We start from the raw sequence: 22,287 nt of genomic DNA, 5'->3' as shown, positions 1-22,287 counted from the left end.
GTTAAATTAATCTTCTTTCTGATTCATTTATTGGTAGGTCATTGATGCTGGCAAATCGTTTTTGCATCAGGCCGTTTTCGTCAAATTCCCATAATTCATTGCCATAGGCACGAAACCATTGATTATCTGAGTCCCGGTATTCATACTCAAACCGAACCGCCATTCGGTTTTCTCTAAAACCCCAAAGTTCTTTTTTTAATTTATAATCCAGCTCTTTTTCCCATTTACGCTTAAGGAAAGCCTTTACTTCCTCTCGTCCATTTAGAAACTCACTTCGGTTGCGCCATTCTGTATCAATGGTATATGCAAGACATATTTTTTCAGGATCCCGGGTGTTCCAGGCATCTTCAGCCATTTGCACTTTTTGTTTGGCGGTCTCCAGGTCAAAAGGAGGAAGAGGAGGTTTGATTTCCAGTTGATTCATAGTTGTAGGGTTTTCTTTATGCGGGTCAGTGAATGCAGAACCTGATGGTTCCGCAGCTCACTTACCAGCAGTGTAATTATTTGTTTTTAACAGAGGGCCATTTCTCATGAGCCGCTGCTTTTAGTTTAGAAGTCTCAGCATTCCATAGTGGAGCAGTGTTGAATTGCTCACCGCCAAAATCTCCATTGAAGAGCAAATACAGCTTTCCGTCAATGACATCAAATGTTTCCGGATTGATAGGAAATTTGGAATCCTTTGCAGCTACTCCCCATGCACAATATCCATCAAATTGAGGCAGGTACCTAGTCGGCTCCTTCTTGAATGCATCCCTATTCTGGGCGTTAATAAACTGATAAGTGGCCCCATTGTAGGTTGCAGTGTATCGAATGCTTCCTTTCTCTGCAGTGTTTGAAAAGTATGCCACCACATCATATCCTCCGATCGCAAGACCGTTCTCATCAACAGGCTGAACCTGTGCATGCGCAATAGTTATGCTGCTGATTACAACAGCAATGGTTAAAATGAAATTTTTCATGATTTTAGATTTTGTTAACTAAGAATTACCATCAGACCACAGCAGTTTCGTGCGCTTTCACTTCAGGAAAGTCGATCTCCGTGTTGGCCGTGTTGTTTATGTAATTAGTGAAAATGTTGAGTGCCACATGTGCAACAATCTCGGCCACTTCACCCTCTGTGTAACCGGCATTTCTAATTCCAATCACATCTTCATTACTTACTTGTCCTTTTTTTTCCACCAAAGTTTTGGCAAAGAGTAGTGCTGCTTTGATTTTCTCATCGGCATGGTTTGCTTCTCTCGCTTCAGTCAAACTTTCGGGACTCATTCCCACGAGCTTTTCACCAATAAACGAATGTGCCGAAAGACAGTAATTGCACGCATTTGTTTCTGCTACTGTCATTGCGATTAGCTCACCCAACTTTGCACCGAGAGTTCCTTTTCCAAGAGATGCGCTTAGACCCAAATATCCATCCAATACGGCGGATGAGTTTCCCATTGTTCGCATCATATTAGGGACCATTCCCAGCTTGGCATGAATGCCTTCAAATAGTTCTTTTGTTTTGCCAGAAGCTGCTTCCGGCGCAAGTGCATTTAATCGTGTCATAATTATTGAATTTTAATTTGACACAAATTTCAATGCCCCGCAGGAGTCTTAAAATGGATATTTAACGCAACCAGATGGACTATTTTCCCTGCCCTGACTTAACCCCTTTGATCACGGAAGTAACTTCCGCGCTTGAGGGGAGTGGTAAGAATGTGGATTATGAGGGATTATTACCCATCTGTCGGAAGGTTAGATTTACACGGGGGTGGATGACTTTTTTTGTGGGTGGCAGACGATGAAGCCAGTGTGTTTGAGTGACCCCTTTCATTACCATCAAGCTTCCATGCTCCAATCGCAAGTCGATGCGTTCTTTGGTTTGCTTGTGTTTAAAAGAAAACTTACGCTCAGCACCAAAGCTCAGTGAGGCAATGGCTCCATCTCTTTTCAATTCCGTTTCTCCATCGCTATGCCAGGCCATGCCTTCTTCGCCGGAATGATACAAATTGAGCAGACAGGAGTTGTAGAAATGACCAGAGTGCTTTTCCGCCAGTTCCTTGATTAATCGAAGTTCTTCCGTCCAGGGGAGGGCTACTTTGGTGGTTCCGGAGTAGCGATAAGGGAAAGGCTTCTCCGCATACCAGGCCACTTTCCGCTTTGTGACAATGGTCTTCCCAAAGATGACTGCCTGATCGGGCTGCCAGTCAATCGTGCTCAGCAGAATATGGAGCAAGCGATCAGCTTCCGATGGATCGAAGATTTTACCGTAATAGTTGACAGTACCATCATATGGTAACCAGTTTTTTCCGGGATCGGTGGCTCGCTCAAACAACTCCATGTTCAAATCTTATTCTTCCATAATTTATACTTCTCTCGCATACAATGACCGCACGGTCTATAGCCAGCTGTAATAGCCTCATCCTCATTCACAAAGAACACTCGGTTTTGCTTATGTATTCGCTTACCTGACCTGCAATTTAGCGTCCCGTATATTTTCAAACGTTTGTTTCCTCCCCACAGAATTTTACCGGACTTTATCGCCTGGTAAAGCATTCGATCAGAGATGGATAGATGAGCGATCATGTCAGCTTGTGGCATCATGAAAGATGATCCCCATGGTGTACCGAATTCCTGAGGTCACCTCGCTCACTCCATGTCGTAGATTGGCACGGTAATATCCCCGCGACCCTTTGACGGGCCGGAAGGAAGTGGCAAGTAAAAGCGCGTCACCTTTTTGAGGTTTGATTACAAGGGCTTTTGATTGTGAGCGTGGCACCTGCTCAGTGATTACAAATTCACCACCTTTATAGTCCGAGCCATAGTCTGAGAGAAACAGCACCAGCTGTATAGGGAAGTACACCGAACCATAGAGATCCTGATGCAGGGTGTTGTAGCCTCCTTTACCATATTTCAGGATCAGGGGTGTAGGCTTTTGCTGACCCTGACTGTGACAGGTGGTAAGAAATGTTTCATGATCTTCCGGGTATTGGGTGTCGATACCAAGGGTACGCATCCATTGATTTGCAATAGGAGCCAGGTGGGAATACATGTTTGCTCTCAACTCCTCAATGAATGCAGGCAGAGGGTAGTTGAAATACTTGTATTCACCCAACCCGAACCGATGACGCTCCATTACAACTGTCTTCCGGAAGATGCCTTCCTCGGGATAAAGTGAGATCAGCTCCTCGCAGGTTTTAGGATCAATTAAAGCAGGCAGTGAGGCAAAGCCATGTTCGTTCAGGGACTTGCCTATTTTCTCCAAGGGTAATGTATGCATTACAAATTGCAGTTTTAGTATAAAAAATGACCCTTATTGTGCTTGCGAAGCTTCCCAGCCAATCATGGCTGTTTTCCGGTTGCTACCCCAGTGGTACTCCCCAATTTGCCCGGTAGACTGGATCACCCGATGGCAGGGGATGAGGTAAGCGACCGGGTTATCCCCAACAGCAGATCCCACCGCTCGTGATGCCTTGGGCTTGCTTATTTGCTGTGCGATCTTTCCATAGGTGGAAAGGCCACCCGATGGTATTTTGATTAGTGTTTCCCAGACTTTCAGTTGGAAGTCCGTGCCTTTCAGGTGTAGCTTGATTTCGTGGAGTTTACTCCAGTCATGTGTGAAAATGAACAGCGCATTCTGCTGAATCATATCCAGGTGCTGATTGAAACTTGCGTTTGGAAAACGATTTATGAGGTCATGCATCGCATCTGTTTTGTTACTGATGAAGGCCAAATGACAAATGCCTTTCGTCGTAGAAGCTACGATGATCTCTCCGAATGGACTATCCGCGAAACTGTAGTTGATAGACAAATTCTTACCTCCATTCTTGTACTCAGCTGGGGTCATTCCTTCGATGTTGACGAAGAGATCGTGTAACCGGCTGGTTCCTGAAAGCCCCGTTTCGTAGGAGGCCTCAAACAAAGTAGCCTGCTCTTCTTTTAAAAGTCTCTTTGCATGGGCTGTACTGATATACTGAAGAAATTTTTTCGGACTTACACCCGCCCAGTCTGTGAACATTCGCTGGAAATGATATGGACTCAGGTGCACGTGTTCAGCTACCTCATCAAGGTTGGGCTGTTGCTTGAAGTTTTCCCGGATGTATCCGATAGCGGTTTCGATTCGCTGGAAGTTGATGTTGTTTTGTGTTTCCATCGTTGTGCTTGTTTATGAAGGTAAAACTAGCGCTGGGTATAAATGGAAAACACCCGAATCTTGCGGAGCTGCGTCTTTATATGCATTTCTAATCTTGCATGTCACTTGACCTCACTCCCTTAATGATCAGATAAAACGTCAGGGAAACTTCACCAATCGCAGCAGAGAAGCCAACGATGTTTGCCAGCAAGCCTTCATTCCCCGGTACCATGATATTACCAAAGGTCTCAATCAGGTACCCCAAAGCCGCCAGCACCATCAGGATGCCAAAAATATTTGGGATCAGGTTTGACCTATAGAGTAATACTCCCAGCAACAAACAATGGATTCCGAAGAAGGCTCCAGCTAATAAGTAACCGTAATTGTGGGCTTGCAAAAAGAGCATGGTCCATGTTTCCTGCTGTTCCATTCCCAATGCGGAAAGATACCCGCCGGAAGTTGCTGTTTCGATCGCCATATAGTGATTGAGCAAATTCAAACTGGCAATGGCCGGGTGGGCCAGAAGCCGAAAAGCAGCTGCCACGATGGCCAATGTTTTATTCACTTCTTTCACCAGCTGGTAGAGGAGTATGGAAATAACAGCATCCAGCAAAAAGGCAATGAGGTCAGTTGCCAAGCCAATTCTGAATAAACCTTCTGATGCCACTATGTTAGCCAAAGTGGTTTCCGGTTCACCGGGTACAAACAAGGTGCCTCTGACATAGCCCTGGCTGAATCCGGCACAGATAATGACCAACAGGTACAGGATGCCTGTCAGTCTTGCTGTTTGTTTAGGGTTCGTTTCCATTAGACTAAATTAAGCTAATTCGAAAAGCCGGTCATTGTCGGTGGACAATGGGTCAAAAGAATCATCCTAAGAATTGCAAATTCAAATATGAACGATTTGATATGAGTTTAGAAATGCATCTTCATGCCCTCATGACTTGCGGTGAAACCAAGGTTTTCGTAAAAGCGTAAAGCATCGGGTCGTTTTTTGTCTGTGGTCAGCTGAAGAACATGGGCCCCTTTTTCTTTTGCTCTGGAGGTGGCCCATTCAAACATCTGGGTACCCAGTCCTGATCCTCGTTCATCCTTTCGAATGCGTACAGCTTCTATTTGCGCACGAATGCCGCCCTGATAGGTGAGGTACTGGATGAAAGAAAGCTGCATGGTGCCGATGACTTCTCCCAGCTTGTTCTCAACCACCATAAGCTCTTGATTAGGGTCTTTGTCAATGTTTTGAAAGGCATTATTATATGAAGAGGGTAGTGGTAAGCGGTAATCTTCTCGCTTGCTACCCAATTCATCATCAGCCAGCATAGCCACGATATGCTGTACATCATCTTTCGTTGCTTTTCTGATCTTCATAATCTCCCTATACCATGGTTCGGTTGACATAGGAGGCTTTTTCAAAATCCCTCACATTAATGGAGATGATGGGTGCCTCCGGAAAGGTTTGTTTCAGGCGTGAGACGATGCGCTTTGAGAGACCCTTCTTTTGAGCATCGGTACGTCCCTCCATGATATTAGCAAAGACATGAATGAAATCGTCTTTCGTGTTTCCGATGTTGTAATGCTCAAATGCGGCGATGCGCACTTTGATGTCTTTTGGATCAAAAAGTCCGGTGGCTTCTGCTTCGTCATACACTTGCTGCATGAATTCGTCCGGGTTAATTTGTTGCGCCACTGAATTGGAGCAATGAATGATAAAATGAGGCATAATTGAGTGAAATTTAATTAAGAGTTTCTTCTAGTAATTGTGTTTTGATCGGTCTGAAATCGATCCAGTAAATGTCACCGCTATCCTCATTACCGCGATGAAAGAAAAGGTACTTTCCGTCGGGGGATACACTGGCACACATTTCCGTTTTTCCGGTGTTTACTTTCGGTCCCAGGTTTATCGGTTCTGACCAATTACCTTCATTGTTGAAACTGATGTATAAATCAGCTTTACCGAATCCTGAGTCGCCCTTAAAATCGTAGATCATATAGCTCTCATCCGGTGCAATAAAGGAATGAGCGATCCACTCACCTTTGGAATTGATTTAATCTCCCAGGCGTATGATGCCATTATATCCATTTTCCGTCTGGATGGCCTGATAAATACCCCAGTCTTCCGGACGCTCCCCTTTCTCACCCGTTGTGAAATAAAGGTTGCCATTCGCGGCAGACGTCAGAAACATGGTTACCGATCTTTCCATGAAGGAGTTTTCTAATGGTTCGGGGGTGCTCCATCCGCTTTCCGCTTTTTCGCTATACCATTGATGTAAGCCGTTTGATTCGGTCGAATCGGGAAGGGGTCTTATGCTTCCAAAATACAGCCTGTTCCCATCAGGGGAGATGTGTGGCTCAAAGTCCCATCCGGTCTCTGATGTAAAGAATGCTAACTGCGGTTCAGACCATTGTCCGTCCCTGAATTGCGCTGTGTAAATCTCATTGTTGGCTTCCGGTTTTCTCCGTGTAAAAAACAATTCATCCATCTCGGGGCTAAATGTGATGCTAAACTCAAAATTGACCGTTGAAATGAGTCCTTCTCCAAACACAAGTGCTGAATCTGTGGGGGTTTGGTTGTCAAGTAAAGCAAGGTTTGATTGTGGACTTTCTTTGCAGGAGGTAATCATGGCAACTAATAAAACCAATTGAGGTAAGATTCTATTATAGTTCATGTGTATGTTGAGTTTATCAGGTTTAGGTATGTGAGTGATAGTACAAAAAAAGAAAACTGCCTTTTCAGGTAGGCAGCTTCTTTTGATTTTAAGTTTAAACGGTCTCTTTTACTTTTGGATTCCAAACTCCGGTCTTTTGTGTTTCCAGCACATACTCTGTAAAGTCCTTGGGCTTACGTCCGAGTACTTTTTCCACATCCGGAGAGACTACATTGTTTCCTTCAGCATCCAGCACATTGGAAAACAGGTAATCAATTAACCAGATATAATCTGACGGCACATCCGCTTGCTTGAGAAAACCAATGTATTCTTCTAACGAGATGGGGGTGAAGGCAATATGTCTTCCGGTAGCCAGGCTGATCTCTTTCATTACTTCTGCGAAGGTTATTAATCGTGGACCAGTGAGCTCATATACTTTGCCATTGTGTGTATCATCCAACAATGCTTCCACCACGACTTCTGCAATATCATCCGTATCCACATATGGGACTTTAGCTTCCGGTTTAGGCAGTGCTACCTGTCCGGCAAGAATAGGATCCAGAAAGAAGCTCTCACTAAAATTTTGCATAAACCAGCTGGCACGTACGATGGTGTAGTCCAGTCCGGAGTGCATGACCACCTGCTCACTAAGCTCAGCCTCCCGCTCGCCTTTACCGGAAAGGAGTACGAGCTTTTTCACGCCGGCCTGTGCCGCCTTTTTTGTGAGACCTTCGATGGCATCCAGAGCTCCGGGTACTGCCAGATCCGGTTGGAAGGTGATGTACACTTTGTCCATTCCTTCGAGTGCGGGGCTCCATGTTTTCGGATCTTCCCAGTCAAATGCAGGGGTTGCGCTTCGAGACCCCACACGTACCTGGTGTCCTCGTTTTTCTAGTTGAGTAACTACTTTACGGCCGGTCTTACCGGTACCGCCAATTACAAGAATTTGATTGTTCATGATTGTTCAGTTTTTAATTGTTTTAGATCGATTAAATGTTTTTTACAGAGGAGAAGGTGGCCAACAAGGAGAGCACAAAGGCTATCACTGAGAAAATGGTTCTCATACGATGAAGCACATTCCATTTGCTCTCATAGTATTGCCTGAATTCCGTTAGTTCGAGGGCACTCATCTTTGTGAGTTTCAATGCGTCCAGTTCATTGTTCAGTGGTACATTTCCCATTCCTGTTACTGCGAATGTCCCGAGCGTATAGGAAACCGTGGCACCAAGCAAGAGCCAGAATGTCACACCACTTCCGTATTGCTGGAAGGTGCTGATGGCCAGGACAATCATGCTTCCAAAGAAGATCAGGAAGAAGGAGGGATTTAGAATCTCCCGATTGATTTGCTGCATCGTTTCCATGTATGTGGGGTCCATTACTTTCTTCGTACCAGGGATCACTGATACCTGCCAGGTGTAGAAAAAACCTGCCGACAATCCAGTGAGAATAATTGCTGCGAATATCGTGGCGCTTTTTAGTGTGATTTCCATGATTCAATTAGTTAGTTGTGTGTCCAGCCAGTTTTCGAGGAGGCTGTATTCCTCTTGGGTTAGTTTGATGTCATTGCCTTTTGGCATTCGCTTTTTCTCAAAAACCTGTGTGTAGATCTTCCTCGCTCGCTTCTCCATATTTTTCAATGAGAAGACCATGAAAGGATTCTGTTTTCTGTGACAGACATTGCATTTACTGTCCAGTACTTTAAAGGCTTTGCTTTTTAGAGTCCCAGAATGTTGGGATACAACAAGCTGATTATTCGTGACTGGTTCCTCAAACAAGAGGAAACCCAATAGTGTGATCAATGCTAGTGTGACTTTCATGACAGTTGTGGTTTGATGTTTAATCTCCAGTAGAGGTAAATAGCCGCGAGACATTCACCTGCAATCAGCCAGAATGACCCTGCACTAAAAAACTCCTGATAGCTTCCACCATATGGAATGATGAGGTAAGGAACTGTGATAAGCGCATCCAGTAGGATAAGTGTCAATAGAACGATCGCGCCTACTTTTAAACCATGCATATTGCTACCCCAATGGTAGTAGAGGTACATGGCCAGCCAGACATTCGGGATCATGGTGATAGCCAGTGTCAGGTTGGCCTGGAATTCAACATTCTCAAGAATGGGCAGATAGAAAGAGAGCGTGAAAAAACTGACGCCTACAATCCAAATAAAAACAGCGATAATGATTGCTTTGATAGATTTCATTGCTTTGTCTTTTAAAGTGATGAGACAAAGCTGCTGCTGATCTTATCGAATGATTTGTTTGAAAAGGAGAACGATTTGTTCGAAAAGGATTATCCCTTTATTTCACTGGGACGAAAGCCAAATTTCTTTGAAAAGGCATTGGAAAAGGAGCTGAGGCTATCATAGCCCACATGCCAGGCAGCCTCCTGAATGGTCATTTTTTTTGTACGGATGAGCTCGTTGGCAGTATTTAGTCGCTCATTCTGAAGGTATTTAAACACGGGTACCCCAAAGAGTTCTTTGAAGTTCTTCTTCAGCTTAAACGTATTGAGGCCGATCTCTCGAGATAGCTCCGATAGGCTGGGAGGATGATCCAGGTTGGTTATCAGGATATCCTTGGCTTGTTGCAGTTTTTCTCTTTCCTCAGTTGGAATGGATTCTTCTGATAGCAGGGAAAGCTGACCAAAGAAATGTGCCAACAATGTGTTTATCTGACTTCTGAAAAACATCATTTTGGCTTTTCCTTCGTAGCGCGTATGGAATACCTGGTCTACAATGGATTGCATCTCTGGTGTCATGAAGAAGCTGGGACCCTCTACATAATGATCCCTGGGGTGTACCAATTGATGGAGCATTTCACCAAAAAGTTCACCTTCCTGATTGGGGAGGTTTTCAATGCTGGATGTGGAGGTCGCAATAACAATGCATTCCAATGGTTTATTAGCTGAAACAGTATGAACAAATTCCACTTGTTCATCCGCATAAAAGGAGAGGGCCAGACCTTTGGTATAGCTAAAGTCTTTGGCTGTGTTTCCGTAATTTACGGTTAGGTCCACATTCCCCGATCCGTAGAAAGCTACTGCAATTACCGGTTCATCAAACAGACAGGAATCGGTTGTTGGTACATCTGAGTTACCTGTCTCTACCAGGATGGTAAAATCATTAATATCGATGATGTCACGCGTCATGGGTGATGGATTGGGAAGGATAAAAATAGCACAAATGAAGAAAGAGCTCTTTTGAGTACCTGTAGGTGAATGCTTTCTAGACCGAAAAAATTACTCTATCTCACTTTCCAACAACCCCAAAATACGATCCAGCTCCACCATCAGTGGCTCATAATGTGACTTCTCCGTGGCAATGCTGGTGAGGATAAAGATGAGCAGATCGTTTTCAAAGGTTTGTGATTCCAGCAAATCCAGATTGCTGGGAGCATCCGGACGGACTTCAATGCCGATTTCGTTTTCGGAAATACCGGCTTGATCAAAAACGGTTCTTAAGCTGTTATTTAATCGGAATTGATCCAGAATCTTCTCGCGTTGATTCTCCTGGTCTGCTTCCTGCTTCGCAATGTCTTCAATGGTAGAAAGCCAGTTGGTAAGCCGTACCCGCAGCTCATCGTTGGTGAGGTCTTTCAGGCTACCCGAGCTCATCATTTCCAGCAGGAGGGAGTTGTTGGGGTTAAAGGAAATGTCAAAAGCGAAGGAATTGAACAGGAGCTGAGAAAATTCCTTTTCTGAAACAGTGGCCTCTTTCATATCCATATAGTTTACCAGCTGTTTGGCTCCTTCATAGTTGTTTCGATTGACCTGGATAAGCTCTGTCAGTTTTGATTTGCTGGTGGTGAATTCCTTATGAAGGCCGGCCAGGTAAATCTGCTCTTTCTCAGCTTTTACACTTCGGAGGTTGGCATTGTTAATGGCCAGTGCTATCAGAATACCAATGACCACCAGGATGATCTCCCCGATGGCATAGGGGATGTAGCTGCGGATTTTCTTGTCGGCGATCAGTTTTCGGCGGAGGCTTCTAAATACTTTCATGTGTGAAGATCAAAGATGACTTTAAATTAATTAAATCATGAAAACTCTCTGATTGCGTATTTTCTGACCATGATCAAAGCTATCCATTTGGTCTTTAGTGAGACGCTAAGACCAGAGGAAGGGGTGAACTTTTTTTGGATTAGCAGGGAAGTAACTTCTATGCCAAGAAGGGGTTTTTATGAGCTTTATTGCCTTTTCAGAATTTTAACAATTCGATTGTTTATGATTTCCGACAAGTTCCAGTTGTACAGTTTAGGATCCGTTGTACTGTAGAACTCAACAATAACAGCATCAAGGTCCTTGTGGTATTTTGCAAAACTTTGGTATCCGGGGACCCAACCGGCATGCTCATACTCATAAATAGAGGCATATATTTCCTGTTCTCCTTGCTCAAATAATGAGCCGTCGTTCAAAGCTCTCAGGAAAATCCCCACGTCTTCTGCAGTGGCTACCATGCCATGATCGTCTTCTTTTAAATCAAAGGGATGTCCCACATGATATCCGCTCATTACATCCATTAGATTTACTTCGCTAAGGGAACCGTAAGTATGGTTAAGGTTTAGTGGTTTCAAAATTTCTTCCCGAATGAATTGAAAGTTGGCGAAACCCAGTTCGTCATCCATTATCTTATTTATTAGAAGATAATTTGTATTGCAATATTCATAGTCTTCACCGGGCTCAAAGTTGGCTGGCTGATCCAGTATCAATGCAAGACTTTCTTCGTAGGTCTGTGTTGGACTTGCCCAAAAATCAGGAGTGTCCGTAAAATTGGGGATGCCACTTCTGTGCTGTATCAGCAACCTCAAAGTAATTTTCTCTGCATTCTCGATTCTTCCCACCAGCTCCGGTAAATAATCAGCGATTGGTTTATCCAGAGAAAGCCGTCCATCACTCACCAATTTAGTAACAGCCACGGCATCATATAGCTTGCTAATGCTGGCAATCTTAAATAATGCGTGTGGATTGGCCGGTATCTCGAATTCTCTATTGTGCCAGCCGGCTGCATAATACTGCGGTGGCTGACCACCTTGATCCACATAAACAATCATTCCATCAAATCCATGACCAATAGCCTCATCTAGTTGCTCTTGAACTGTATCCGGTATGGGAAGAATCCATACTTTTACCAATAGCCACGGTACGAAAAACAGGGAGATAGCCGTTCCAACGAACAGGAGGATTCTTGTTATTAATATCTTTCTTTTCTTAGTCATACTATTTTGGAAAGATAGCTTCTTTAACTAAACTACTCTGGTCTCTGGCCGTGGTTTGTGTCTTCATAAACCATTTCCCAGTGAGGGTACGAACCAGAACTTTAAAGCTTGGCGTCAGACGACCGAATCACCTTCAAACAAAAAATCCCGGCATGAACCGGGACTGTATTGTTTAAGCTGCTAAGTCTTCCTCTTCATCCGCTGCGATGCTGCGGCTAGGTGGACGGTATCGGTCGCGCTTGGCAGGAGAGTCAAAGAAGACATACTCCGCCGCAGTGTTATAGGCTTTGGTGAGTTCGTAGAGTTCGTTCAGCTTGGTCACGCGCTCTTCGGTATCCACGCCTCGGTTTCCTTTCTTCTTTTCCTGCGCGTTATTGGCATCTGCGAGTGCAGTAGCCTGGGTAGCCACACTGTCCAGCAGGGCGGCAGGTGCATTGGCGGCCTCCAGTTGAGCACGGTAGTCTGCTACAGACTGTACCAAACCGGAGAAGAAGGTCACCATCGTCTCCTGAGAGTCTGCCACTTTGGAGAAGCGACCAATCCCAAACTGACGCTGCACGGCCTTACGTGTAGGGAACGCTTTGATCACCCAGTATCGAAGTTGATTATACAGCTTACGCGCATTATCCATCTCTTGATGCAAGGCATCCGTCAGATCGCCCAGCTTGGATACGTTGATCTCATCGCCACCTTCCATCAACGCCCACTCTACGAGTGTCTGCATCTGGTCTCGTTTAGTGGCACCCAGGTCAGGGTCGAAAGCCGTGAAATCATCCAGGTCTTCCGCCAGAAAGCTGAGCTGATCGCTGGCATACTGAATGAGTAAATCATCTGAATACTTGTAGTTTCTAATTACCATAGTTTTTGATTATGTGATTAAAAATGGCAGCCAAAATAGTTGTTTGTAAGTAAAAATGAAAGCGTTATTTATTATTAAGATTTATATAGGTGATAATGACCGGATGGAGAAAGGCAAAGAAGGGTTGAGGGTGGAGGCTTCCGTCACGAGGGGATCTTCTTCCGCCTTGAGGGGATCTTCTTCCGCTTTGAGGGCGAACGCTTCCGTCTTGAGGGTGAAGGCTTCCGCCTCGAGGACTGTATCTTCCGCCTTGTGGGTGAATACTTCCGTCACTAGGGGAGTGTCTTCCGCTTAGTGGGCGATCATTTCCGTGTTGTGGGTGGAAGCTTCCGTTTGGTGGTGGGCCATGACCGGGGCGAGGGTGGAGGATTCCGGGTAGCAGGTGGAGGATTTTCATAGACTAGCGTAAGGGTGTGGTTGTGTTAGAAAGGACTAGACCAGATTGGATGAACCTGCTGGCTTAGCTAATCTTAGAAATTCTCAATTTAGATTTTCTTTTATTTTATCAAAATATTCTACTACTAGATTGTCTATGTCTGAGTCATCAATCTTATCCATTCTTTTGATTTTTTGTTGAACTTGAGACCAAGTTCTACTACCAACCTTGTTTGAAATTTTCCTTAATGTGCTATCGATTTCATCTAGCAAGTTTTCTGTGAGCTTTGGTTTAATCCATGCTTCAATATCAAAAGGAAGTTGGTTTGTGAGTTCCTCGAAATTTCCTAGGTAATCTTCTGCTTGTTGAAGTCTTTCACGAATATTATACTGTCCATTTAATTCATATGCGAATACAGGAAATACTTCTGACAAAGAGATAATAACCTCATCTATGTTTTGTTCTAGAAAATCAATTTTATTGTTGCCTTCAAAGTGTTTTTTAAGGATTTGCGTTACCATAGGTTTGTAGAGTTCGGCACCTAATTCAACCTCATCACCGAACTCTAATTTTGCTTTTTGAATCAGTTTGGAGAAGTATTTGTCTATTTCCGTTTGTGCTCTTAATTCTCGACTAAAGTGAAATCGCAATTCCAAAACGAAAAATAATAATCGCCTTAGTTTACGCTTATCCTGTCTTTTATCGGCCCAAATTTTTGCTCGTTCCGAAAGACCCCAACCAAGGAGAACTCCAACTAAAGGAGTAATTATTTTAATCCATTCCATAACTAAGTTGGCTTATGGATAATAGTGTATGTTTGACTCATTTATCGCCGTTTTCTTCTGTATCATCAACTTCACCCCTGTTGTCTTGGTCATTAGTGTCAGGTTTCCTTCTAGCTTGCAGATTTAGAAGAAGTTTTTCGCCCTTGGTAGTCAGATTCCAATACGTTTTATTGTCCGATACAGACCTTCTTTTTGTGCCAGGTTCAATTAGTCCAAGTGCTTGTAATTGAACCTTAATGCGATCAAAAAGAACTAATGGTAATCCAATCCTAGTAAACCGAATTCTTTCATATAGTTCGTGATTCAATTGGTCAATTTTATGATAAATAAGTAATCTGATTTTGTATTTGAAATCCTCTTCGTTTCCTTCACCCTGCAAGGCTGGTCCAACATATTTGACTACTTCGTTCCAGGTGAATTCAACCATTATTTCCTCATTTATATCAGGTTCATCCCATGAGCTAAGATTAAAAGTTTGCTTGGATTTGATAATATCATCCCCTTGAACTAAATCAGATGTATCTATATCATCAGTTTCCGTTTTTTTCACAAGTTCTAGTTCAAGCTCAGCAATCTTTGCTCTCATTTGATCAAACTCTGCTTTGATCTCAGGTGTCATTGCGTATCTCCCTTTTACCCAACCTTCAGCAGGATGCTTCTTTTTAAGGTGAATTAGACTTCTAGAAACTTTTCCTCCAAGATCCTCTGGGGTGTTATAAAATTTGCAGTGTTTCTCTTTAACTTTTTCTTTGAATGATTCAAGTTTTATGTTGATTTCTTCTTTTTTTTCGGTTTTGGAAGCAGGGATATCGCCAGGGTTTGCATGTAAAAAACATATAATTGGTTTGCCGACTTTCAAAGCATAGTCAAATTCCATTTCTGTATAACTAACACCTTTAGGTCCTAGAGACCCATATTTACCTGCTAAAATCAAAATATAATAATCACAGTCATCTATCACCTCTTGAATGAGTGACCATGCATCTTCATCTGTTGCTGGAAATAGTTCCATACCAGCTGGAATACAGTCCAGTTCTAGCAAAGCTTGTATGACATGTTGCCTTTCTTCAACTAAGTCTTTATATGTAGAAGATACAAATACTTGATGCTTTAAATCCATGGGCATATCATTAAGTCTAAATATAATGTAACTACACCCACCACTAGTTGGGCTGACTGTACGAATTATTTATCTTTCATTTCAAATATACAAAAAACGGTTTTGGGTATTACTGGATATTTCGTTCCCGGGCCAGTGGTGTAAGCCTTGGCTTATTTCCACACCCTTCGAGAGCCTCAGGGTGACACACCTTTGGAACACTGGACCCCATTGTCAGTCTGAGGCCCTCGAAGACGATATTACCCTCACCTTATGATAATATGCAAGGTGATTTGATATTTAATATGTAACACAAGTCACAAACTATTTCCCAAAAATTCCGCTTTATTGCATATGGAATATTGGCAGCTCATCAAGGAGGCGTACACCGGGTACGCCAACTACCTGTGGCAGGAGATCTCCCGGCCGGGGTGGCACAGCTACTTTTACTGGCTCATCGGCGTATCAGCGTTCTTTCTCATCCTGGAATGGGTGAGGCCGTGGCGAAAAAACCAGGCACGGTTTCGCAAGGACTTCTGGCTGGATTTCTTCTACATGTTTTTCAACTTCTTCCTGTTCTCCCTGATTGTATTTAATGCGGCCTCTAATGTGGTGGTTCATTTCTTTAATGACCTGCTGGCCTCTATCGGCATTACTAACCTGGTCGCATTTGAGGTGATGAGCTGGCCTACCTGGTCGCACCTGCTCATCGGGTTTGTAGTGAGAGATTTTGTGCAATGGTGGACGCATCGCCTGCTACACCGCGTACCGTTCCTATGGGAGTTTCACAAGGTGCATCACAGTGTAAAAGAGATGGGCTTTGCCGCCCACCTGCGCTTTCACTGGATGGAGACGGTGGTGTACCGGACCATCGAATATCTGCCGTTGGCACTGATCGGTATCGGGCTCAGGGACTTCTTTATCATCCACATTTTCACGCTGGCTGTTGGGCACTTCAACCATTCCAACTTCAGGCTGAACCTGGGACCATTGAAGTACATCTTCAACAATCCGCAGATGCACATCTGGCACCATGCCAAGGCATTACCTCGTGAACGCCACTATGGCGTCAACTTTGGGTTGACCTTAAGTATTTGGGATTACCTGTTTAAAACAAATTATATCCCGGAGAGTGGGAGAGACATTGAGTTGGGCTTTCCGGGGGATGAAGACTTCCCGCAGGATTTCACCCATCAGCTAACGTACGGATTTAAAGGCCGTACTTCTCCAGGCTCATCCAGCCGCCACCATTCATCACCTTGAAGCCATTGGCTTTGAGCATGCGATTGACCTGCCCACTGCGCATACCTGAAGCACAGCATGTGATGATGGGTTTTGTTTTGTCCAGTTGGCCCATATGACTGGGTATCCGGTCCATTGGGATGTTCTTGCTGGTGCGGAGGTGGCCTCCCTCAAACTCCGTTTCGGTACGCACATCTATCACAACAGCACCTTCCTGAATAAACTGTCTTACTTTCTTTCCTTTATTGAATAATCCTAGCATGGTTGTTTTGTTAATGTCACTAAAATAGTGATCAGTAATGTAAAACCGAACCACCCAGTTATTTGTTCCACGAGCGGAAATAATTCAATTGATAGTTGCGTGATGGTATTTGTGGTCAGGTCGATAGCTCAATATCCAGCTGACGTCCTTCTTTCGCCGCACGCTGGTCCATGGAGGTGCCATATGCTATGCCTATGGAAAGTCCGATGGGCAATCCAAGTCCGATGAAAGCAAAGTTCCCAATGACTGTGCTGAGAGCTACTCCGAAAGGGATACCAAATGCAGCCATGCCAACTGCCAACCACAGGTTTCGGTAATGGTTTTTAGGCACGTACTTCAGTTCTTTGATTGCACGGTTTGATATGTTGGTCTGTGTTTTTATTAGTTGCTTTTTAAATGACCGGTCTGTGTCAGAAAGCTTGTTTAGTAATTCGATTTGTTCATTGGATGAGGTTGCAAATGATTCAGGTAGTTCTTTTTGATTCAAAGCATGGATATACCGAACATATAGATCATATTTTTTGGCGGTCTTGGAATCAAGCGATGGACGATCAAGGGGTTGAGTTAATTTCATAATCAGTAAGTATGCTTTAATACCAATTTATTACAAACTCGGATCATTATATTCTAAGTAATAGCCTTTCAGTAGCTCCCAGCAGCTTTCCGGTGTGTATTTACGATTCGCATTTCGGATGATCAATTCAGAGGTAATCGCTTTCATTTCTTCGAAACGGAACCGTGCCATCACCCGAAAGACGGGTTGATCTTTTTGGTTTCTGACGATCACTTTCTGATTTGGAAAAAGTCCTTTGCCTTTCGACGCTTTGGTGAATTCCTTCATTTCCCGTTCAGGGTAGAGGAGATAGAAGCTGCCGTCTTTATCCAGCAAGCGAAGGACTTGATTTAGTAGATCTTCTACGTGCAAATCATTGGAATGTACAGCCTGATTTTTGTCGGTGTTTACCCCTTGCTGGCTGTCTTTGAAGAACGGCGGATTGCAGATGATCAGATCGTACTTTTCACCTTTCAATTCCTGTATGGGTGTATGAAGGCATTGCATTCGATCTGACCATGGAGATTGCTCAAAGTTGTGCCTGGCCTCATTAAACGCCGATTCATTGATCTCAACAGCGGTGATCTCGGCATCCTCAGTCACCTGAGCAAGCATCAGCGACAGGAGCCCGGTTCCTGCACCAATGTCCAGTATCCGCTTTGGTTCTCCATACTTCCGTATTTCGCTGGCTACCCATCCGCCAAACAGGCAACCATCGGAGGTCACTTTCATGCCGGATTGCGCCTGCTCGATGCGAAATTGTCTGAATTGGAAATGGGTGTTGGGCATGAGGGCGAAGGTAATTCAAGATACATCCCCCTCCATAGCTATATCTCTCGCACCCCCCTTCAAAGGGGGATTCCTTCTCATTTTAGCAGAGTGAGTGTCCCCTTGAGGGGACTTTAGGGGTGTTGGGTATTGCTCTGTGTTCGTTTACTCATACCTCAGCTTAGTAGCCGGGTTCGCTTTGGTCACTCTGGAAGCCTGCCAATAGATGGATGAAATCCCTACAAGGAATAGAAATGAAATCCCTGCAAAGATTTCCAGTACGCCCAGTCCGGTTCCATATCTAATGAGGAAATACAAAAACAGCTTATCATAAAAGACGTACGAGACTGGAATTGCAATGAGCGCAGCGATGAGGATGAGCTTAATGAAGTCCTTTGTCAAAAGGTAATAAAGGCTGCCATTGGTTGCTCCCATGATCTTTCTGATGGCAATTTCTTTCGTTCGGTTTTCAGTAGTATAAGAAGCCATTCCGAGCAATCCGAGACAAGAAATCGTGATAGCCAGAATACTTAGTACACTAAAGAACTTGATTTGAACCCGAAGAAAATAGTAGGCTTCCTCAATTTCATCATCAAGAAAAGATGCTTCGAAGTTGATGTTCTGATCGATCCCATGCCAGATGGCATCCAGCTCGTTGATGGTTCGCTTGATATTCGAACTGTTTACCGTCAGGAGTGCATAGTGACTGTTTTCCGGTGAATACCGAAAGAGAATCGGGCTGATCAGTTCGCTGAGCGGCTCAAAGTTGAAGTCTTCCAATATGCCTGCCACCCGGCACCTGGTACCATCTTCAAGCGTAAAGCGCAGTGAGTCTTTTTGAAGATTAAATACTTTCGTTGACTTGATGAACTGCTCGTTCACAAGCACCAACTCCTCATTCTTGTTTGATAAGGATAGGTCTTCACTGTTTCCCCATACCAGATTCATTTTCATGTTTTTCACAAAACCATCTCCGATAAAAACCTGATAGCTACTGAGGGTATCCTGATCGTTGGAGGTGGCCTTTATTTCATTCGATAGAAACAGACCGGGAAGATCTGATGAGGTCGTGATCGCTTTTACATCCGGATGCTGACTCAACTCATGAATTGCTACATCCTTGTCGATGTTCTCAAATGGAACAGTCAGCACATTGTCTGACTCGAAACCATGCTGCTTATTAAGCACATAGCTGTATTGCCTTACGATAGCGAGTACACCGATCACAAAAACCAGAGACAGAAAGAACTGGAAAACAAACAGCCCTTTTTTAACGCCCGATACATTACTCTTTCCGTTCTTGATTTCCCCTTTCATTGTCTGAATGGGATTGAGTCTGGAGAAGTATTGTGCAGGAAATACCCCCGCAAATAACCCAACGAGAATAGCAAAAATGAGAAAAGTGAAAATCTGTATGAAGCTTGGGCTGGTATCAAGCACCTCTGCGGCTATGATCATACTTAGGAATTCTTCTTTCATCGGATACAGAATCAATAGCGAACCACCAAGTGCCAAAACGGAAAGCAAGATAGTTTCAATGATGAACTGCATTTTAATTTGCATCCGCTCGGCACCTACAACTTTTCGTACACCGATCTCCTTCGCTCTTTTCAGAGCCTGGGCAATGGATAGGTTTGTATAATTAAATACTGCCGGAAGCAAAACCAGAAGGCCCACAAACATGAAGAAGAGTAAGGCTGGCTCATCCCAGCCAATGCCGATGGCGTTGCTGATGTTCCACCTCGGAACCACTCCGGTGAGGCTTACCGATTCAATTTCTATGGTTTTTGAAGGATTGAAACTATTCGCTTTTTCAGAGGTCTGTTTCAGCGCCATTGCTAGTTGGTCACTGCTGACACCAGGTTGCAGCATCAGGTACACGTAGTTGTTTCGGTAATTGACCCAATCATTGTTCGGGTTCTCGGAGCGAAGCAGCTCATAAGTAGCGTAGGAGGTGAGCACCTGAAAGTAGAAATGGGTCTGCTTAAGGTTTTTCAATACGCCCGTCACATTGAAGCTGCCTAATTCTGTTTCCAATACTTTCCCGATTGGATTCTGATCTTTGAACAACACTTCAGCAACGGATTCTGTAATGACAATATCAAATGGTTTGGACAGCACTGTGCCGGGATTACCTGAAACCAGTGGAAATGAAAAGGTTTGGAAAAAGTTTTGATCCACGAAATAGCCATTAAAAGGCATATCGTTTCCATGGTGGTTAACAGTTATATCCAGTCCGCTATTGATCCGAACTACCTGCTCGATGAAAGGGTATTCTTCCTTCATGAAATTACCCATAGCAGGGAATGTAGAACCGTAGGTTTTTGTCTCTTCCTCGGTTTCTATAAAGGTGTTTAATTGATAAATCCGGTCTTTATTTTCATGAAATTCATCAGACTGGTAGATCGAAACTGAAATGGAAAGTGCAAGGAGGCAAATGCACATCCCCAGGGCAAGTCCAAAAATGTTTAACGAAGTGAATAACCGGTGTTTTGCGAAATTTCGGATCGCGATTTTGAAGTAGTTTTTTAGCATGGCAATTGAGTTTTTGTGATAAAAAGGAGAGTAGGCGGCTTTTGACTTCCGCTTTTTTAGTCCGTAAGAAAATAGTAGAGAAAGTACCTGCACCCAGTATTTGAAGTCTGCTTTTAGCTTGCCTGATTGTTCAAGGGTTAGTCCATAGACCTCATCCAGGTCTCCTTGAATGTCTTCCAGGTCAGCCTTTCCGGCATACCATTTTAATAGCCTGTGAGCAAATAAAGGAGGCTGTTTCATTTGGTGGCCAGGTTGATTTTGGAGCCAGCCCATAATTGATCTCTCAGGGCTTTCATGTTGGCTAGTTCGACTTTGGCACTGTCTGTTAGCTCAAAATAGCGTTTACGTCTGCCGCCTCGCTCGTTGGTAGGCTCTCCCAGGTATGAGGAGATGTATCCCTTTTCTTCCAGGCGGGTGAGAGTAGAGTGTAAAGCTCCAATACTGAGCTTTCGATTGGCTCGCTCTATGATATCATTGAGTATCGCTACGCCATAGGCATCTTTGGCCAGGTTGGCGATGGTCAGTAGGACCAGTTCTTCAAATTCTCCGAGGTATCCTTTCATTGATATTATCTTTTTGTGTCATTTCGAGCAACTGCGAGAAATCTTTTCTATCTGGTTCAGAGGTTTCATTTTATAAAGATTTCTCCTTGCAGTCGAAATGACATTCTAAAATATGATTTTGTATTACTTTCTACTTTTAAGAATTAATCATACGACAATAGTAACAGATATGTTTCTATTTTTAAGAATTAATATGAAAATAAAAGCTCATGATGGTTTACTATTCAGTTATTATTAAAGATTTTTGCTAGATGAATAGACTATTGATTATTAGGCTTCTTCTGGTTGTGTTAATAATAGAATCTTGTTCAGGTGACGAGGGGTTGGAATCCATAGATGCTGATTTAATTGGTACATGGAGAAGTTATCAAATTCGTTTAATTGATTTTCGGGGAGAGGTAAATGACAGGTTTAATCCAGATGACTTTCCGATAAATAATGATGCGGATTCTGTAATCTATAGATTCAATACAGATGGAGTTGTTGAGTTCTCTTGTTGTCCAGCCACCAAATATTCTGTATCAGGGGATAGTTTGTTTTTTCATATGACCGATAGTTTTACTCAATCGTTTGGTTATTCAGTGGAATTAAATCGTCCTAGTACAGATAGTTTATTTGTGAAGGAGAAACGAGATTTTTCTGGCGCATTAGTTACAAGAGAATTTGTGTTCTATAAAGTTAATTAGGTCAATGCAATCATTCGAACTGGAAGGGTACGACTATATTGAGTTGAATAAGCTATTAAAAATCATGAACCTGGTGGGCTCAGGAGGAGAAGCCAAGCAATTCATCGATGAGGGACTGGTACAGGTGAACGGACAGGTGGAAACGCAACGCAGGAAGAAACTACGAAAAGGAGATGTGGTCTTTTTTGAAGGGGGAGAAGTGAAGATTCAGTAGGTTTTAATTGAACTCACCGATGTGCCATAGCACACCCGATGGATCATAGACAAACCCCTCAAAGCCCCATTCAAAGGAGGCAGGTTCTACCAGTTTAACGCCTTCAAACTTTTTTTCCAGATTCTTGGCTTTGAGGATTTCCCAATATTCCTTGAGATTCTTCACCTCTAAGAAAATCATGGTGTTTTCTGCCCAGGCTTTGATGTAGTGATCCTGGAGATAGAACCCAAATGTATCAAATGCGAAATAGGACATTTTTGGAGATGTAATTGTCTCCTTAAACCCCCAGGTATTGTAAAAATCTCGTGAAAGCTGGAAATCCTTGGCTCCAATGAAGGTTCTAATGGATTTGACGGCAGGTTCCATAGTTTTA

Annotated in this window: 32 protein-coding genes; 3 read left to right on the top strand and 29 right to left on the bottom strand. The window is 43.6% G+C overall.

Translation table 11 applies throughout. The features are described from left to right. Position 1: 1 nt before the first annotated feature. The 23 genes from ACOQON_RS09370 to ACOQON_RS09260 form a co-directional block, all read right to left on the bottom strand. Entirely contained in the window at positions 2-424 is a 423-nt protein-coding gene (locus tag ACOQON_RS09370) for a DUF1348 family protein (protein WP_420578667.1), read from the bottom strand. A gap of 76 nt (positions 425-500) precedes the next feature. Then, positions 501-959, bottom strand: a complete 459-nt coding sequence (locus ACOQON_RS09365; protein ID WP_420578666.1) for a YHS domain-containing (seleno)protein — start codon at positions 957-959, stop codon at positions 501-503. A 31-nt stretch (positions 960-990) separates the two neighbouring features. Further along, complete coding sequence (locus ACOQON_RS09360; protein WP_420578665.1) at positions 991-1,545, bottom strand: carboxymuconolactone decarboxylase family protein; 555 nt, start codon at positions 1,543-1,545, stop codon at positions 991-993. Positions 1,546-1,702: 157 nt separating this feature from the next. Continuing rightward, the gene (locus ACOQON_RS09355) at positions 1,703-2,320 is read right to left on the bottom strand and encodes an alpha-ketoglutarate-dependent dioxygenase AlkB family protein (protein WP_420578664.1); all 618 of its coding nucleotides are present in this window, start codon (positions 2,318-2,320) and stop codon (positions 1,703-1,705) included. A 2-nt stretch (positions 2,321-2,322) separates the two neighbouring features. Further along, on the bottom strand, positions 2,323-2,583 hold the full coding sequence (locus tag ACOQON_RS09350) for an Ada metal-binding domain-containing protein (RefSeq protein ID WP_420578663.1): 261 nt from the start codon (positions 2,581-2,583) through the stop codon (positions 2,323-2,325). Next, positions 2,567-3,259 (bottom strand): 2OG-Fe(II) oxygenase, encoded by a 693-nt coding sequence (locus ACOQON_RS09345; protein WP_420578662.1) that lies wholly within the window; start codon positions 3,257-3,259, stop codon positions 2,567-2,569. Before ACOQON_RS09345 ends, ACOQON_RS09350 begins: the two co-directional genes overlap by 17 nt. A gap of 33 nt (positions 3,260-3,292) precedes the next feature. After that, entirely contained in the window at positions 3,293-4,132 is an 840-nt protein-coding gene (locus ACOQON_RS09340) for a methylated-DNA--[protein]-cysteine S-methyltransferase (protein ID WP_420578661.1), read from the bottom strand. 88 nt (positions 4,133-4,220) lie between these two features. After that, a complete protein-coding gene (locus ACOQON_RS09335; protein WP_420578660.1) occupies positions 4,221-4,919 on the bottom strand; it encodes a DUF4386 domain-containing protein in 699 nt (232 codons plus the stop codon). A 107-nt stretch (positions 4,920-5,026) separates the two neighbouring features. After that, positions 5,027-5,509, bottom strand: coding sequence for a GNAT family N-acetyltransferase (locus ACOQON_RS09330; protein WP_420578659.1), 483 nt, complete (start codon positions 5,507-5,509; stop codon positions 5,027-5,029). Continuing rightward, on the bottom strand, positions 5,487-5,831 hold the full coding sequence (locus tag ACOQON_RS09325; protein WP_420578658.1) for a 5-carboxymethyl-2-hydroxymuconate Delta-isomerase: 345 nt from the start codon (positions 5,829-5,831) through the stop codon (positions 5,487-5,489). Before ACOQON_RS09325 ends, ACOQON_RS09330 begins: the two co-directional genes overlap by 23 nt. A gap of 13 nt (positions 5,832-5,844) precedes the next feature. Beyond that, entirely contained in the window at positions 5,845-6,099 is a 255-nt protein-coding gene (locus ACOQON_RS09320) for a hypothetical protein (RefSeq protein ID WP_420578657.1), read from the bottom strand. Between the two features lie 57 nt (positions 6,100-6,156). Continuing rightward, positions 6,157-6,777 (bottom strand): hypothetical protein, encoded by a 621-nt coding sequence (locus ACOQON_RS09315; RefSeq protein ID WP_420578656.1) that lies wholly within the window; start codon positions 6,775-6,777, stop codon positions 6,157-6,159. Between the two features lie 94 nt (positions 6,778-6,871). After that, complete coding sequence (locus ACOQON_RS09310) at positions 6,872-7,714, bottom strand: NAD(P)H-binding protein (RefSeq protein ID WP_420578655.1); 843 nt, start codon at positions 7,712-7,714, stop codon at positions 6,872-6,874. Between the two features lie 31 nt (positions 7,715-7,745). Further along, complete coding sequence (locus tag ACOQON_RS09305; RefSeq protein WP_420578654.1) at positions 7,746-8,246, bottom strand: DUF1772 domain-containing protein; 501 nt, start codon at positions 8,244-8,246, stop codon at positions 7,746-7,748. Positions 8,247-8,249: 3 nt separating this feature from the next. Further along, positions 8,250-8,573, bottom strand: coding sequence for a hypothetical protein (locus ACOQON_RS09300; protein WP_420578653.1), 324 nt, complete (start codon positions 8,571-8,573; stop codon positions 8,250-8,252). Then, the gene (locus tag ACOQON_RS09295) at positions 8,570-8,959 is read right to left on the bottom strand and encodes a DUF5367 family protein (RefSeq protein WP_420578652.1); all 390 of its coding nucleotides are present in this window, start codon (positions 8,957-8,959) and stop codon (positions 8,570-8,572) included. The genes ACOQON_RS09300 and ACOQON_RS09295 overlap by 4 nt, the downstream gene beginning before the upstream one ends. 89 nt (positions 8,960-9,048) lie before the next feature. Further along, the gene (locus ACOQON_RS09290) at positions 9,049-9,906 is read right to left on the bottom strand and encodes a helix-turn-helix domain-containing protein (protein ID WP_420578651.1); all 858 of its coding nucleotides are present in this window, start codon (positions 9,904-9,906) and stop codon (positions 9,049-9,051) included. Positions 9,907-9,996: 90 nt separating this feature from the next. Further along, positions 9,997-10,758: a DUF6090 family protein gene (locus ACOQON_RS09285; RefSeq protein ID WP_420578650.1), complete on the bottom strand. Its 762-nt coding sequence runs from the start codon at positions 10,756-10,758 to the stop codon at positions 9,997-9,999. 185 nt (positions 10,759-10,943) lie between these two features. Beyond that, positions 10,944-11,972 carry a serine hydrolase domain-containing protein gene (locus ACOQON_RS09280; RefSeq protein ID WP_420578649.1) on the bottom strand — a complete coding sequence of 343 codons (1,029 nt, stop codon included), beginning with the start codon at positions 11,970-11,972 and terminating at the stop codon, positions 10,944-10,946. Positions 11,973-12,144: 172 nt separating this feature from the next. Beyond that, on the bottom strand, positions 12,145-12,831 hold the full coding sequence (locus tag ACOQON_RS09275) for a hypothetical protein (RefSeq protein WP_420578648.1): 687 nt from the start codon (positions 12,829-12,831) through the stop codon (positions 12,145-12,147). A gap of 81 nt (positions 12,832-12,912) precedes the next feature. Further along, positions 12,913-13,104: a hypothetical protein gene (locus tag ACOQON_RS09270; RefSeq protein ID WP_420578647.1), complete on the bottom strand. Its 192-nt coding sequence runs from the start codon at positions 13,102-13,104 to the stop codon at positions 12,913-12,915. A gap of 207 nt (positions 13,105-13,311) precedes the next feature. After that, positions 13,312-13,992, bottom strand: coding sequence for a hypothetical protein (locus ACOQON_RS09265; RefSeq protein WP_420578646.1), 681 nt, complete (start codon positions 13,990-13,992; stop codon positions 13,312-13,314). Between the two features lie 37 nt (positions 13,993-14,029). Further along, positions 14,030-15,112, bottom strand: coding sequence for a DUF4062 domain-containing protein (locus ACOQON_RS09260; protein WP_420578645.1), 1,083 nt, complete (start codon positions 15,110-15,112; stop codon positions 14,030-14,032). Between the two features lie 333 nt (positions 15,113-15,445). Between ACOQON_RS09260 and ACOQON_RS09255 the strand changes: the two genes are divergently transcribed. Then, positions 15,446-16,354 (top strand): sterol desaturase family protein, encoded by a 909-nt coding sequence (locus ACOQON_RS09255; protein ID WP_420578644.1) that lies wholly within the window; start codon positions 15,446-15,448, stop codon positions 16,352-16,354. Here ACOQON_RS09255 and ACOQON_RS09250 read toward each other — a convergent pair. The 5 genes from ACOQON_RS09250 to ACOQON_RS09230 form a co-directional block, all read right to left on the bottom strand. Beyond that, on the bottom strand, positions 16,302-16,595 hold the full coding sequence (locus ACOQON_RS09250) for a rhodanese-like domain-containing protein (RefSeq protein WP_420578643.1): 294 nt from the start codon (positions 16,593-16,595) through the stop codon (positions 16,302-16,304). The two genes, ACOQON_RS09255 and ACOQON_RS09250, sit on opposite strands and share 53 nt — an antisense overlap. A 115-nt stretch (positions 16,596-16,710) precedes the next feature. After that, entirely contained in the window at positions 16,711-17,169 is a 459-nt protein-coding gene (locus ACOQON_RS09245) for a hypothetical protein (protein WP_420578642.1), read from the bottom strand. Positions 17,170-17,199: 30 nt separating this feature from the next. Next, entirely contained in the window at positions 17,200-17,937 is a 738-nt protein-coding gene (locus tag ACOQON_RS09240; RefSeq protein ID WP_420578641.1) for a tRNA1(Val) (adenine(37)-N6)-methyltransferase, read from the bottom strand. 144 nt (positions 17,938-18,081) lie between these two features. Then, a complete protein-coding gene (locus ACOQON_RS09235; protein WP_420578640.1) occupies positions 18,082-20,691 on the bottom strand; it encodes an ABC transporter permease in 2,610 nt (869 codons plus the stop codon). Next, a complete protein-coding gene (locus ACOQON_RS09230; RefSeq protein WP_420578639.1) occupies positions 20,688-21,014 on the bottom strand; it encodes a PadR family transcriptional regulator in 327 nt (108 codons plus the stop codon). Before ACOQON_RS09230 ends, ACOQON_RS09235 begins: the two co-directional genes overlap by 4 nt. Before the next feature lie 251 nt (positions 21,015-21,265). Here ACOQON_RS09230 and ACOQON_RS09225 point away from each other — a divergent pair, with 251 nt between their 5' ends. Both ACOQON_RS09225 and ACOQON_RS09220 read left to right on the top strand, forming a co-directional pair. Beyond that, on the top strand, positions 21,266-21,700 hold the full coding sequence (locus ACOQON_RS09225) for a hypothetical protein (RefSeq protein WP_420578638.1): 435 nt from the start codon (positions 21,266-21,268) through the stop codon (positions 21,698-21,700). Positions 21,701-21,704: 4 nt separating this feature from the next. Continuing rightward, on the top strand, positions 21,705-21,914 hold the full coding sequence (locus ACOQON_RS09220) for an RNA-binding S4 domain-containing protein (RefSeq protein WP_420578637.1): 210 nt from the start codon (positions 21,705-21,707) through the stop codon (positions 21,912-21,914). A gap of 3 nt (positions 21,915-21,917) precedes the next feature. Here the strand turns inward: ACOQON_RS09220 and ACOQON_RS09215 are convergent, their stop codons facing one another. Continuing rightward, a complete protein-coding gene (locus ACOQON_RS09215; RefSeq protein WP_420578636.1) occupies positions 21,918-22,280 on the bottom strand; it encodes a glyoxalase in 363 nt (120 codons plus the stop codon). Between the last annotated feature and the right edge of the window lie 7 nt (positions 22,281-22,287).

The sequence above is a fragment of the Ekhidna sp. genome, assembly GCF_965221965.1.
GTDB lineage: Bacteria > Bacteroidota > Bacteroidia > Cytophagales > Cyclobacteriaceae > Ekhidna.
The sequence above is the reverse complement of the archived record's forward strand: the minus strand, read 5'-3'. Positions and strand labels throughout refer to the sequence as shown.

Excerpts from the sequence above, each read along its gene's own strand:
- ACOQON_RS09370 (WP_420578667.1), bottom strand. The coding sequence starts at position 424 with ATGAATCAACTGGAAATCAAACCTCCTCTTCCTCCTTTTGACCTGGAG.
- ACOQON_RS09365 (WP_420578666.1), bottom strand. The coding sequence starts at position 959 with ATGAAAAATTTCATTTTAACCATTGCTGTTGTAATCAGCAGCATAACT.
- ACOQON_RS09360 (WP_420578665.1), bottom strand. The coding sequence starts at position 1,545 with ATGACACGATTAAATGCACTTGCGCCGGAAGCAGCTTCTGGCAAAACA.
- ACOQON_RS09355 (WP_420578664.1), bottom strand. The coding sequence starts at position 2,320 with ATGGAGTTGTTTGAGCGAGCCACCGATCCCGGAAAAAACTGGTTACCA.
- ACOQON_RS09350 (WP_420578663.1), bottom strand. The coding sequence starts at position 2,583 with ATGATGCCACAAGCTGACATGATCGCTCATCTATCCATCTCTGATCGA.
- ACOQON_RS09345 (WP_420578662.1), bottom strand. The coding sequence starts at position 3,259 with ATGCATACATTACCCTTGGAGAAAATAGGCAAGTCCCTGAACGAACAT.
- ACOQON_RS09340 (WP_420578661.1), bottom strand. The coding sequence starts at position 4,132 with ATGGAAACACAAAACAACATCAACTTCCAGCGAATCGAAACCGCTATC.
- ACOQON_RS09335 (WP_420578660.1), bottom strand. The coding sequence starts at position 4,919 with ATGGAAACGAACCCTAAACAAACAGCAAGACTGACAGGCATCCTGTAC.
- ACOQON_RS09330 (WP_420578659.1), bottom strand. The coding sequence starts at position 5,509 with ATGTCAACCGAACCATGGTATAGGGAGATTATGAAGATCAGAAAAGCA.
- ACOQON_RS09325 (WP_420578658.1), bottom strand. The coding sequence starts at position 5,831 with ATGCCTCATTTTATCATTCATTGCTCCAATTCAGTGGCGCAACAAATT.
- ACOQON_RS09320 (WP_420578657.1), bottom strand. The coding sequence starts at position 6,099 with ATGATCTACGATTTTAAGGGCGACTCAGGATTCGGTAAAGCTGATTTA.
- ACOQON_RS09315 (WP_420578656.1), bottom strand. The coding sequence starts at position 6,777 with ATGAACTATAATAGAATCTTACCTCAATTGGTTTTATTAGTTGCCATG.
- ACOQON_RS09310 (WP_420578655.1), bottom strand. The coding sequence starts at position 7,714 with ATGAACAATCAAATTCTTGTAATTGGCGGTACCGGTAAGACCGGCCGT.
- ACOQON_RS09305 (WP_420578654.1), bottom strand. The coding sequence starts at position 8,246 with ATGGAAATCACACTAAAAAGCGCCACGATATTCGCAGCAATTATTCTC.
- ACOQON_RS09300 (WP_420578653.1), bottom strand. The coding sequence starts at position 8,573 with ATGAAAGTCACACTAGCATTGATCACACTATTGGGTTTCCTCTTGTTT.
- ACOQON_RS09295 (WP_420578652.1), bottom strand. The coding sequence starts at position 8,959 with ATGAAATCTATCAAAGCAATCATTATCGCTGTTTTTATTTGGATTGTA.
- ACOQON_RS09290 (WP_420578651.1), bottom strand. The coding sequence starts at position 9,906 with ATGACGCGTGACATCATCGATATTAATGATTTTACCATCCTGGTAGAG.
- ACOQON_RS09285 (WP_420578650.1), bottom strand. The coding sequence starts at position 10,758 with ATGAAAGTATTTAGAAGCCTCCGCCGAAAACTGATCGCCGACAAGAAA.
- ACOQON_RS09280 (WP_420578649.1), bottom strand. The coding sequence starts at position 11,972 with ATGACTAAGAAAAGAAAGATATTAATAACAAGAATCCTCCTGTTCGTT.
- ACOQON_RS09275 (WP_420578648.1), bottom strand. The coding sequence starts at position 12,831 with ATGGTAATTAGAAACTACAAGTATTCAGATGATTTACTCATTCAGTAT.
- ACOQON_RS09265 (WP_420578646.1), bottom strand. The coding sequence starts at position 13,992 with ATGGAATGGATTAAAATAATTACTCCTTTAGTTGGAGTTCTCCTTGGT.
- ACOQON_RS09260 (WP_420578645.1), bottom strand. The coding sequence starts at position 15,112 with ATGGATTTAAAGCATCAAGTATTTGTATCTTCTACATATAAAGACTTA.
- ACOQON_RS09255 (WP_420578644.1), top strand. The coding sequence starts at position 15,446 with ATGGAATATTGGCAGCTCATCAAGGAGGCGTACACCGGGTACGCCAAC.
- ACOQON_RS09250 (WP_420578643.1), bottom strand. The coding sequence starts at position 16,595 with ATGCTAGGATTATTCAATAAAGGAAAGAAAGTAAGACAGTTTATTCAG.
- ACOQON_RS09245 (WP_420578642.1), bottom strand. The coding sequence starts at position 17,169 with ATGAAATTAACTCAACCCCTTGATCGTCCATCGCTTGATTCCAAGACC.
- ACOQON_RS09240 (WP_420578641.1), bottom strand. The coding sequence starts at position 17,937 with ATGCCCAACACCCATTTCCAATTCAGACAATTTCGCATCGAGCAGGCG.
- ACOQON_RS09235 (WP_420578640.1), bottom strand. The coding sequence starts at position 20,691 with ATGAAACAGCCTCCTTTATTTGCTCACAGGCTATTAAAATGGTATGCC.
- ACOQON_RS09230 (WP_420578639.1), bottom strand. The coding sequence starts at position 21,014 with ATGAAAGGATACCTCGGAGAATTTGAAGAACTGGTCCTACTGACCATC.
- ACOQON_RS09225 (WP_420578638.1), top strand. The coding sequence starts at position 21,266 with ATGAATAGACTATTGATTATTAGGCTTCTTCTGGTTGTGTTAATAATA.
- ACOQON_RS09220 (WP_420578637.1), top strand. The coding sequence starts at position 21,705 with ATGCAATCATTCGAACTGGAAGGGTACGACTATATTGAGTTGAATAAG.
- ACOQON_RS09215 (WP_420578636.1), bottom strand. The coding sequence starts at position 22,280 with ATGGAACCTGCCGTCAAATCCATTAGAACCTTCATTGGAGCCAAGGAT.